This window comes from Photobacterium carnosum (assembly GCF_002849605.1).
GTDB lineage: Bacteria > Pseudomonadota > Gammaproteobacteria > Enterobacterales > Vibrionaceae > Photobacterium > Photobacterium carnosum.
The window spans coordinates 39,532-51,304 of record NZ_NPIB01000004.1; the positions used below are offsets into that span (position 1 = coordinate 39,532).

The 11,773-nt window shown below is 35.5% G+C and carries 9 protein-coding genes; 3 read left to right on the plus strand and 6 right to left on the minus strand.

What is annotated here, in order from left to right; all coding sequences use genetic code 11:
* Positions 1-463: 463 nt before the first annotated feature.
* Together CIK00_RS05305 and CIK00_RS05310 are read right to left on the minus strand one after the other, a co-directional pair.
* On the minus strand, positions 464-2,410 hold the full coding sequence (locus tag CIK00_RS05305) for an NACHT domain-containing protein (protein WP_167388518.1): 1,947 nt from the start codon (positions 2,408-2,410) through the stop codon (positions 464-466).
* Positions 2,411-2,865: 455 nt separating this feature from the next.
* Positions 2,866-3,909, minus strand: coding sequence for a GMP reductase (locus CIK00_RS05310; protein ID WP_101767883.1), 1,044 nt, complete (start codon positions 3,907-3,909; stop codon positions 2,866-2,868).
* A 390-nt stretch (positions 3,910-4,299) separates the two neighbouring features.
* Here CIK00_RS05310 and CIK00_RS05315 point away from each other — a divergent pair, with 390 nt between their 5' ends.
* Positions 4,300-4,629 (plus strand): hypothetical protein, encoded by a 330-nt coding sequence (locus CIK00_RS05315; RefSeq protein WP_227990338.1) that lies wholly within the window; start codon positions 4,300-4,302, stop codon positions 4,627-4,629.
* Between the two features lie 120 nt (positions 4,630-4,749).
* On the opposite strand, the gene CIK00_RS05320 is transcribed toward CIK00_RS05315, so the two are convergent.
* The gene (locus tag CIK00_RS05320; RefSeq protein ID WP_101767885.1) at positions 4,750-5,763 is read right to left on the minus strand and encodes an AraC family transcriptional regulator; all 1,014 of its coding nucleotides are present in this window, start codon (positions 5,761-5,763) and stop codon (positions 4,750-4,752) included.
* A gap of 211 nt (positions 5,764-5,974) precedes the next feature.
* On the opposite strand from CIK00_RS05320, the gene CIK00_RS05325 reads away from it, so the two are divergent.
* Together CIK00_RS05325 and CIK00_RS05330 are read left to right on the plus strand one after the other, a co-directional pair.
* Complete coding sequence (locus CIK00_RS05325) at positions 5,975-6,343, plus strand: MFS transporter (protein ID WP_232576711.1); 369 nt, start codon at positions 5,975-5,977, stop codon at positions 6,341-6,343.
* A 1-nt stretch (position 6,344) separates the two neighbouring features.
* Positions 6,345-7,568 carry an HlyD family secretion protein gene (locus tag CIK00_RS05330; RefSeq protein ID WP_101767886.1) on the plus strand — a complete coding sequence of 408 codons (1,224 nt, stop codon included), beginning with the start codon at positions 6,345-6,347 and terminating at the stop codon, positions 7,566-7,568.
* Between the two features lie 111 nt (positions 7,569-7,679).
* On the opposite strand, the gene CIK00_RS05335 is transcribed toward CIK00_RS05330, so the two are convergent.
* The 3 genes from CIK00_RS05335 to CIK00_RS05345 all read right to left on the minus strand — a co-directional run bounded on the left by CIK00_RS05335 (position 7,680) and on the right by CIK00_RS05345 (position 11,760).
* On the minus strand, positions 7,680-8,003 hold the full coding sequence (locus tag CIK00_RS05335; protein WP_101767887.1) for a hypothetical protein: 324 nt from the start codon (positions 8,001-8,003) through the stop codon (positions 7,680-7,682).
* Positions 8,004-8,432: 429 nt separating this feature from the next.
* Positions 8,433-9,674, minus strand: a complete 1,242-nt coding sequence (sstT, locus tag CIK00_RS05340) for a serine/threonine transporter SstT (RefSeq protein ID WP_101767888.1) — start codon at positions 9,672-9,674, stop codon at positions 8,433-8,435.
* A gap of 412 nt (positions 9,675-10,086) precedes the next feature.
* The gene (locus CIK00_RS05345) at positions 10,087-11,760 is read right to left on the minus strand and encodes a BatD family protein (RefSeq protein ID WP_101768011.1); all 1,674 of its coding nucleotides are present in this window, start codon (positions 11,758-11,760) and stop codon (positions 10,087-10,089) included.
* Between the last annotated feature and the right edge of the window lie 13 nt (positions 11,761-11,773).

Genomic DNA, 11,773 nt, shown 5'->3' on the forward strand with positions numbered 1-11,773 from the left:
ACCTAACTTATTGCGACTAATTTAGGTCAAATGGTATTAGTCTTAAATACTGTAAGATTCTATATGTGGTTTAAACAATCCTGATGCATGAAGCTTGAGCTAGTCATGTGACTAACTCAAAATTGGACAGAAGCTTGTTAGACTTTCTACTCTATTTAGACTGGTAGGTATTAGAAAAAATAAGGGTAATGTTATGTTCAACTTTTCAACATCACCCTTAACGGTATTTACAATATTTACTTAGATAAGGTTGCTCGGGCTTGTCCAACACTTCGGATAGGTGTCGGCTGCGCGACACATATCCTTATTTTTCAGGTCACTTGGCGATTATTTTGGCAAAGGTGTAATAGATTATACTTGTCAATAACGCACCTACTATGAAAGGCAAGGTGAGATCGAGTTAGAGATTATCAAACTAACATTAAATAATCTGTGAGAATAAAAGGCTACTTAATAGTAGATATCACTTTTTCAATAATTTAATTAAATTAGATTGTGCTTTTGAAGATTGAAGATAGTTATTAACATCTGAATTTAACTTATATAAAAAAGCATTAATATTTTTAGAAAAATAATCTTTTTTATGACCTTGTTTGTTGTTTATCATATAATCTATCAAATCTAAAACTTTTACTTTATAAATTGAAATTGTTTCTACCGTTGTCCCTGATTTTTTGGTTATTTCAATATTTTCTTTTGTCAACTGGAACTTAACCTTATTTTCAGCCACTAGCTTTGGTAAGCTTCGTTTTGATAAATTAACAATACTATTTAATTTTGATGTTATTAAATTACTTCGTGGATAATCAAGAATATTAATTATTTTTGAAACCATATCTAATTTTTCAAGATAACTGCTTTCATATAGAGAAATTGGTTGAACTCTAAATTTATTGGAGTGTATATCTTTTGAGCTAATCTTATATTCAAAAGTATTATATCCCAAAATAATATATAAAAGATCGTCATCAAAAAAATCATACGATGCTTTTATTTTTGAATTTTTAAGTACAAGTGAAACAAATAACTTATAAAATGATGGTGTATCAATATCTTTAACAAAAGAGAGTACATTTTCAAAGGATGAATCATAGTTATTTATAATTAATTCATAAAATTCAGTTTTTAAGCTGGAGTCTAAATCGGATATTTTCCTTGCGGCATGATATTCAAGGATTGTTTTATGGATGAAAGAAAAAAAATCACCATCACGCTTTAATAAACTAGTTTTATCGACTATATCAATATGTGATAAGTCATTATGCTCATTGATACCAAGAGATTCGCATGATTCAGAAAAAACTTTCCTTAAATAATCTTCTGAAAGAACAAGAGGAGCTTTTAAAACAATCATATGAAAACAAGCATGACAGAATACATTGTGTAATTCATGATTAGTTAAACCTGATTTAGATTGTCGCGTTAGAAACTTAAATCTATCATGTTTATTTATAATGATAGAAAATAATTGACCATAAAATTCAGCTAATGTCTTTGGCTCTGAATCTAATGAACTATAAACTAGTATGAAAATATCCACAATTATTGGAGTTAAAAGTATACTTCCAATTTCTTCTTTTGATTTAGCTGCATCTTTTAATAATTCTTTATATTTCTTGTCGATGTTTTTATTTATATCTATTATATTAAAAACATCATCTAATGTTAGATCTAATAGATTAGCATTTCGTGATGAATCTAGAGATAAAGTTACTTCAGTACCAGGTCTTGTTGTAACAATTGTCTGACAATCATATTTTGAATAGCAATCATTTATAGCCTTTAGTGCTAACTTTCTATATTCATCTTTTACTTCATCAAAACCATCAAAACATACTAATAGTTTATTAAACTGTAAGAGATAAATAATAGTTTCACTTGGAATACTCACACCAAATCTGTCAAACTCTAAACTTATAATTTCGCACACATTATTGTGTTTATCCCAGTCTATATCCCGAAGAGTTATTATTAGTGGGATTCGACCGTTTTCTTCATTTAACTCCTTTTGTACCAACTTTCTTATAATTGTTGTTTTTCCTTGTCCAGCTTTACCTATGACACAAGTTATTTTCCTATTCACAAGTGTAAAAGATTCATCAACTAAGTTTTTTTGTCCATTATCACAAAAAACAAACTTTAGCGGGTGATAAATATCATCAATGTGAACATCTACATTATCAGAGTTAATTGTTTTAAACTTTAGATATCTATCTATAACCTTTTCTTCCAGAATAGCTCGTTTTTCAGCATCATTAGGTATAATAATTGAGCTTAATGCATTAGAGATTTCAACATCTCTATTTCTAATTTCAAGTAATTTATCTAATTTTTTAAATAATAGTCCAGAAACATACTTTCCTGTCTCTGTCTCAATAGCTTTAGTTAAAAATGAATCGGTATTAGACATACTTTCTATATCCATATAAATGCTAAAAATTAAATCACCAAAATAAAATACAGCATAACGGCATTAATAAATAGATAAAATCAACTGTGCTTTGGCACCTAAATAACATTCATTACACTTTCTTGCGCAAAAAACAGGATAATAAAAAACTCATTTTTAAACCGCAAGATTAAAATTATTATTAAAACTAATCCAAAATAACGTTAATACAATATAAATGAGTATTTGATCTAACAAGTTTTGGGGAAAAAACGAGCTAACTTGATTGTTAAACGCTTTAAGGTTTCAACATTCTGTAAATAGATTCCCTATCGCCCTCGTGGGCATTCACTGTAGGGAATGACGGCTGTTGTTAAAAAAAGAACACAAAAAAGCCAGAGCAAGATCATTATCTTTCTCTGGCTTTATATAGCGTTTAAGGTTGTTTCAATAATATTTATTGAAAAATATTAAGCTTACTCTTTACCGTAAACGTTATTTTCTTGTTCTTGAACACGGATAAACGTCGTACGCTTAGTTAATTCTTTTAGCTGTGCAGCACCTAAATAAGTACAAGTAGAACGTATACCGCCCATGATGTCTTGAATGGTGAAATTTACAGAACCACGGTAAGGCAATAATACTGTTTTACCTTCAGCTGCGCGGTATGTAGCGACACCACCAGAGTGCTTAGACATTGCGCTCTGGCTCGACATGCCGTAGAACTTCATGAATTGCTTGCCGTCTTGCTCAATGATTTCACCGTTACTTTCAGTGTGGCCTGCAAGCATACCGCCAAGCATTACGAAATCAGCACCGCCACCAAAGGCTTTTGAAACATCACCCGCACATGAACAACCGCCGTCACCGATAATACGACCACCTAGGCCGTGAGCAGCATCTGCACATTCGATGATTGCTGAAAGTTGTGGGTAACCAACACCAGTCTTAACACGCGTAGTACATACAGAGCCTGGGCCAATACCGACTTTAACGATATCAGCACCCGCAAGAATAAGCTCTTCAACCATATCACCCGTAACCACGTTACCCGCACTGATTACTTTATCAGGAAATTGTGCGCGAATACGTTCAACGTACTCGACAAGGTGCTCAGAGTAACCATTGGCAATATCAATACAGATAAAGATAATGTCATCGGTTAGCGCCATGATGTCTTTGGTTTTTTGGAAATCAGCGTCAGATGTGCCTGTTGAAACCATGATGTTATTTAACACTGAGGCATCGTTAGCATTAATGAACTCGGCCCATTGCTCAACAGTGTAATGTTTGTGAATTGCGGTCATTACTTTGTGTTGTGCTAATGCGATAGCCATATCAAAACTACCGACTGAATCCATATTAGCAGCAATAATTGGCACACCAGACCATTGACGACCACTATGTTTGAATGTAAAATCGCGGGTTAAGTCAACTTGAGAGCGACTTTTCAATGTTGAACGTTTTGGACGAAATAATACATCTTTAAACCCTAATTTTAGATCTTGTTCGATACGCATGATATTTATTCCTTAAATCTTATCGAATATAGCTCAGGTTAAATCGTTACTGGCAGGTAACTTTTTTGCCTTTTGAGCAGGCACAAAAAAACCGGAGCGTTGGCAGACGCTCCGGTTTTCAGCATTATAGGCATAGATTTGTTAAATACAACCCCTAAAATGTAAACAAATATATCCTAATGAAACTGAATTTGTTCATAACGGCTACTTTTTTATAATTAATCTCTTCTTTTTTATCATTTTTTAATTTTAATCTGTTGTTAATCTCTGCATAATTTATGTTATTGATGAGTTTGAAATAAATTATATTGCAGTGAGTATCTCTTTTTACAAGCTATGATTAAATTTTGGGATAACTTAAAGTATTAAATGGGCTGTGGAAGGTTTGCGTTGTTTAAAAGACGAAAGAAAAAAAATCAATTTCCCGTTGATTTTTATGGTGAAGAGGGAAGTTGGCGCTTTGTGATCCGTGCGATGTGTCAAGATGAGATCATTGATGCTATGTATTGGTGTGCGCATATTTCATGTCATCGTAAAGATTTTGATTTGTTACATATTGCGAGTGATAAATTTGATTGTCGTTATAATTACTCCACAGCAGACTTATCAGATTTGCAATTTGGTTTAAGTGGGACACCGCTTAACGTGACTATGATGGGACCGATTGTATTGATGTCGACAATTAAAGAGCATTTTGTTGATAATGAAATCGTTCGATAATCTAAACCATCGGTAATGGATAGTCGTGGTGTGATTTAAGTAATGTGACAATAGAAAAACGCTAAATAATAATCGTTATTTAGCGTTTTTTTATGGCTGTTTTTTAAGAAGGCACAGCGATTAATTCAGACTACGTTCTAATAGTTGTTGTTGATATTGTACGGGCGTTAGGCCTCGATTGCGTTTAAATGCTTTACTGAAACTTTGCACATTACTGTAGCTAAGTACCATCGCTATCATCTCGATACTCATACCTGAGAGCATATATTTTATGGCTAAATTACATAAAATATAATTTGTCATGCTCGTAAATGTCCAACCATTATCATGTAATCGACGTTGTAATTGTTGACGTGATAACCCAATTTTTTCGGCAATAAAATCCAGTGTAGGAAAGCCGTAATAACGTGAATAGTTAATAATTTCAAACATGACTTTAGCCAGATCTAACGGTTGGGGCATGTTGAGTAAATCATCAAGTTGTAAATTTGAAACAAGAATAGGCTTGGTTATTGGTAGTGGGCGTTGATTACCATGTTCTAACATCGAAAGATTTAACCAAACCTTTGTCGCAGGTGATTGCCATGTGATCGGGCAGCCGAAAAACTGTTGAATAGCCGGATCTATTATTTCAGCACCCGATAACTCTATTTTTAAAGGGACATAATCATCCCCCATGTAGTTACGGGTGACTTGGGTAAATAAAATCGCAATTTTTAAGCTGTCAAAACTCGCCGCACGCCCATGTGCATAGTTATTGTAATATACCCACTTAACAATTTTACCTGATTGCTGACCATGAAAAGACGCCCCTCCTTGTAAACATGACACACCATAGTTGATCCGTCGAAATGCTAACGCGAGATCAGGGCAAGTCACATACCACTTACCAATTGGCCCGATATTTTCAAATGTTAGATCGGCGGCTATTTTGATCATATACGCTGGATCGTTGGTTAATTCTTCAATCTGTTCTAACCACTGTAAATAATCATTGAAAGGGATTAAAGACATCGGTTCTTTAAGTAATTGAGGGGGAATACCTAATTCAGCCAAGCCGATCCCATAGTGTTTTTGTAAGCCAAGTTCTAATGGTTTAAGAAAGGCGGTTCGAATAAAGGCAATATTGATCATGATGTTCTTCTTATGGTGCTAATGGGTATTTTGCTGAAATAAGTAGGATTATTATCGTTAGTATAAGTCTGATTATATCAATTATTAGCTATTTTCGATTTAAATAGACTTGATTTATACCGTTAATGTGAGCTCTCTCCATAATGACGGCTATTCATCACTGCATGAGTGGTGCTTATTAACTATTTTAGTTTTGAACCGGAGAGTGTGGATGAGCTTATTGAGTATGCCTTTTGTCGATACCAATATAGATACAGTATTAAGTGTTTTTGCGGGAGTAGTCTTAATTGCAACTATTGCCGCTGTTGGAATTGGTTTTTGGAAAATACATGAATTACCGATTCATAAAGCATCGACTAAAGAGCATCACCAAATAGGCTTGATAACAGCCTTAACATGGATAGGCTTTGTGTGGCATTGGGTATGGGTGTTGGCGGTAATTATTGCATTTGTTGATGGTGAAAAAGCTTTGTGCCGTATTCGAGATATTTGGCATGGGGATCGTTTGCCTGTAGTGCCAGCTCTGTCTACAGATGCTATGTCTACAGATGCTATGACGACAGATACGGAGGAGAAATAGTATGTTAGAAGGTTTAGCTGTTTGGGCTCTGTTTATCTATTTACTGCGTTTAGTGGGCATGCCATGGAATAAATTCACTCAAGCTTTTGCGTACATCGGTGGCGGCAGTTGGTTAATCTTTGTCTGGTTTGGTTTAATTACTTATGCGCCAATGGATTTATCTGGTGGTTCGTTAGTGCAATCACCACATGTACAGTTGCGCCCAGCATCGACATCAATTAATGGCCGTGTAAAAGCCATTCACGTTGAACCAAACAGTAAGGTTACTCAAGGCCAATTGATTTATGAGCTTGAGCCTGAACCCTATGTTATTGCACTTAACAAAGCACAAGCCAGCCTTGATGCTGCAAAAGTAGCTCGAAATATGGCTAAACAAGACATTGGAATGGCACAAGCATCAGAAGTTGCAGCAGTGAAAGATATTGATATTGCAATTAAACAGTTGTCAGCAGCAAAAGCGGATTATCGCTTAAAAAGCACTATGTTGGCGCGTTATGTGAAGCAAAATAATGTCGTGAAACATACAATAACAGCAAGTATGTTAGATGAGCAACGTACTGCGGTTGATGTAGCGAAATCGCAGCAAGTGATGTTGGATTCACAAATTGAAAAAGCCCATATTGCGGTTAAAAAAGCCCAATTAGGAATAGAAAAAGCCCATTTAACCTTAGAGAGTCGTGAGGTTGATATTATTACTGCACAAGAAAATGTCGCGAAAGCACAATGGGATCTGGACAATACTAAGGTTTATGCGCCAGCTGACGGTTTTGTAACGAATTTTATTATGCGTGAAGGTCAATATGTTGGCTCTGTTCCACGGATTCAAATGTATACCAATGAAAAATATGTATTGATGCGCGTTAATCATCAAGCTATTCGTAATGTAAAACAAGGACAAATGGCTGAGTTTGCTTCTGCTGTTTATCCGGGCAAAGTCTTTGCCGCAGAAGTTGAAGGTATTGTTGAGGCAACGGGTGAATCGCAGGGTAATTTGATTGGACGTGAAACCAATGTTCGTCAAACAACCGGTGTCAATATTGCGAATAAACACCATTTTGTACGCTTAAAGCTTTATGAAACAGAAGGGTATGATATTCCTGTTGGTTCCGTCGGTTTAGCTTGGGTCAGTGCTGAAAAACCGATCAGTTTTCTTGGTTTTTTAGATGTTATTCGTGGCATTATCATTCGAATGAAAGCACAAGTTTTCTATGTATGGTCAATGTAAGCATTTGTAAATTATAATAATAACTATTGTATTCCGGTTCGCCTGCCGCTGTTTATCCAGTGGCAGGTTTTTTTTATTGCGCTATACGGTTTAATTTCACTATAAGCCGTGTTAAAACTCACTGCTATTGTAATGTTGGTAGTGATTAATAATATCTGCAATGAGTTCTGGTTCTGAAAAATCATCGACAAAATAGCGTTTTTGATCATTTTTAAGGAAGACTTCAATATGTGTTCCATCGCCATCAACACTGGGAATAAAGTGGATTGTATATTCATATGGTAATTGTTTATCGTTAGCGATTACTAATCTAAATCGATGATCCATACAGTATATATCAGTAAAATAACCAGCGGCAGAGAGTTGGTTACTTGCTTTAGTTACCGCAGATTTAGCGATGGTATAGCCCGTGTTATGCGCGGTGATGGTTACCATGACGAAGCCCTCTTTTATTGATGTTAATAGGGGTAACGTTTGTCTATATCACTCGATTTTATCGGGCGAATACACCTGCTTACCAACTAAAAAATTCAATCATCGTCATTAGATTTTTTCATCAATATTTAAGTTTCGATATTTGTTTAACTTATTAGAATAACGACTAGATTACGTATTAAATTGTAACAATAACACTATTTTTAGTGTTTATTATTACATTTTAGTCTGAAATCAGTATTTTTGTAGGTAATATTTGTACAATAAGAATGAAATTTCAAATAATACAAATCTATTAATTGCTCAAATAATGCTATTTGTAAAGCGACTAATATCTACTAATAAAAACGATATGATAGATAAAAAAATACGGCCATCATTTGATAGCCGTATTTTTAATGTTGTGTTTTTATATTGTTAGCAACGTACTTATGATTTTTGTAGGCGTACTTTTGCTTTTTTTCGTTCAGCCGCTAAACATGCTGCTGCGGTAAAGACGACATCCGTTGAGCTGTTTAATGCTGTTTCTGCTGAGTCTTGAATTACCCCAATAATAAAGCCAACAGCGACTACTTGCATTGCAATTTCATTTGGAATACCAAATAAGCTTGCAGCTAACGGAATTAATAACAGTGAACCACCAGCAACACCCGATGCGCCACACGCTGATACTGCGGCAACTACACTGAGTAATACGGCTGTCGCAAGATCAACTTCAATACCGAGCGTATGTACCGCTGCTAACGTTAAAATGGTAATGGTAATTGCAGCGCCACCCATATTAATGGTCGCACCTAAAGGAATAGAAACGGAATAAGTATCTTCATGTAGATTAAGATCTTCACATAATCGCATATTTACTGGAATATTTGCCGCTGAGCTACGAGTGAAGAAGGCGGTAATACCACTTTCACGTAAACAACGAAATACCAGCGGATAAGGATTGGCTCTGATTTTTACAAACACAATAAGTGGGTTAACAATGAGTGCAATAATAGCCATTGAACCAAGTAATACACCTAATAGATGTGCATAACCTAATAATGCATTAAAGCCTGTTTGAGCAAAAGTGTGCGCAACAAGACCAAAAATACCAATAGGCGCTAGACGAATAATAAAGCGCACAATTAATGTTACGCCATCAGACATGTCTTGGAAAACTTGTTTAGTGGCATCACTTGCTTGGTGTAGTGAGAAACCTAATGCGATTGCCCATGCCAAAATACCAATAAAGTTACCTGTCATTAAAGCGTTAATTGGGTTATCAACCATTTTAAAAAATAGTGAATTAATAACCTCTGCAATACCTTCAGGTGGTGCAATTGACGTCGTGCTAGTAACAAGCGTTAAAGTGGTTGGAAAAAGAAAGCTCATTGCTACGGCGGTAAAAGCGGCTAATAATGTTCCTAATAAATAAAGGAAAATTATTGGTTTCATATTAGTATGAGTGCCTTTTTTTTGATTGGCAATTGATGACGCCACCAAAATAAATACCAATATAGGTGCGACTGCCTTTAATGCGGCAACAAATAGCCCGCCCAAAGAGCTCATACTTAATGCTGATGATGGGGATATAACGGCTAAAGCAACGCCGGCAATAATACCCACCAATATTTGTATTACTAAACTGCCATTAGCGACTCTGGCAAGAAAGGGTTGTGATTGGCTCATAGTTTATCCTGCATTTTTATTGTTGTGTTTGTGTTTGTATTTACGTTTTATATTTTGTAACAGAAACATTTTTTAACAGGATCTGTTTAAAATAGCCAGTCTTCTTTTAATAAGCATACTTATTGCTGTTTTTTAACAATTCTTATTACGTTAACTTCACAATTGAGTAGCAAGCTGTGTATTTTTATTGGTATGTGTCACGTAACTAAAAAATATTAATTAAGATGAGATGTTTAATTGTTAAGGATTTAGTGGTGATTTTATTTGTAAAGAGGGTAGCTAATGTCATGTTATTTTACATTTGGTTACAGAAAGTAAAACGCCTAAAATTGATTTGTTTTTATGAATGTATCAATCAATCTTAAGCGTTTTAATAAGGCTATAAATATAGCCTTATATTTTTTAACCGAGGTTATTGTGGATCTAGACTAGATAATGTCATTGGTGCCTTTTTTGTTGCTGTAAGTTGTTTAACTTGGGTTAATAAGGCTAACAATGTTTGGTTATTCCATGCACTATCTAATGGTGAATAATGCGTTGCCATCATCGCTTGTACTTCATTATCAAGTTGCTGTAATAGTTGTGGTTGAGTCGTCAATGTTGAATATTGCTGTTGACGCCATTGTTGATAATAAGTTTGTACTTTAATTGGCTCATTAGCATTAATCGCCGCTTCAAGCATTGATGTTATATCTGTTGTTTGTGTCGCTGTTACGGTTGTTGCTATAACAGTTTGCTGACGTTTTTTAATTAATAATACTAAAGTAATTAACCACAATAGGGCAAAAACAAGCGTTGTCCATGGCCATATGCCCGCCGCAGTAATGGTTTTTGCTGAATGTATTGTTGCTGCTGGTGGCGTTATTGTTGCTGGTGATGAAAATTGGTTATTTGCTGTAGGATCAGCAATGACATTTAAAGTTAACCCTTTAATTTTACTGCGTTGTTGTTTTTCTGTGGTTGTATTCCACCAATTAATGGTTAATGGTGGTAGTGTTACTTTACCTGTTTGACGAGGAATAATGACTTGTTTTAACGTCATTACACTGTAGCCATTTTCAGTACGGTATTCAGGCTTCTCATTATAAATACGCACAGTATCAGGGTAGGTCAGGTTTACATTTGGCATATTACTTTGAGCAACGTCTTTAATTCGCAAAGTAATGGTGCGGGTAATGGGTTCGCCAACTTTGGTGGTTACATCATTGAGATTCGAAACCTGTGGTTGCCATGTTTGTTGTAACTGTAAGTCGGAGGTTGGTAACCATAATCCTTTATAAGCCGTTGGTTTAGGCTTGATGTTGATGGTGATATTTCGAGCATCTTCATTTACTGGTACGGTAATGCCTGAGTTAAAACCATTTGCGCCACGTACTGCGCTACCATTGAATTTCGAACCTTGAATAATGATCTTGCCTGCCTTTTCTGCCGTCAGCTGATAGTTACGCGTGATGACTAAATAACGACGACCATTTTGAACAATATTATGTTGAGCATCTTGACCCACTTGTGATACGGCTAGGCCATCGCCTGATGGTGCACTTAATGAGGCTTGAGATAGCTGCTCGCCAATCAATATTTTAACGCGATAATTAATACTTTCACCAACATAAAGTATATTTTTGTCAATTTCAGCAGTGACTTGAACATTAGCTTGATTAGATGCCGTTGCCGTGTTTTTTTGACTGCCTTTAAGTACTGTAATTGTGATCAGTGTTGTTTGAGAACTGCCTATTTTAAAGGCGGGGATCGTGGCCGTTCCGACATTTTTTGCCGCAACCGCAAGCGTCCAAGTTGTATTACGAGACATCGCGCCATTTATTAATGATGTCGAGCTACTGACACTGGGTTGACCATATGCAAAATCGGGGCTTAATACACTAAAATCGACACTGTTAGGGTTGATTGCGGTATCAATTGAAACCGTTAGCTGAAAGACTTGATTCACGGCAACAACATTTTTTGATACCGTCGCTTCTGCTTGTGCTGCGATTGCTTGTAACGGCAATAATGTGATGAACATGGTTAGAAGTAATAACCATGGCGAGCGGCATTTTTTAATCCAATTACTTTTATTTACTGACATTTTCATCTTCTCT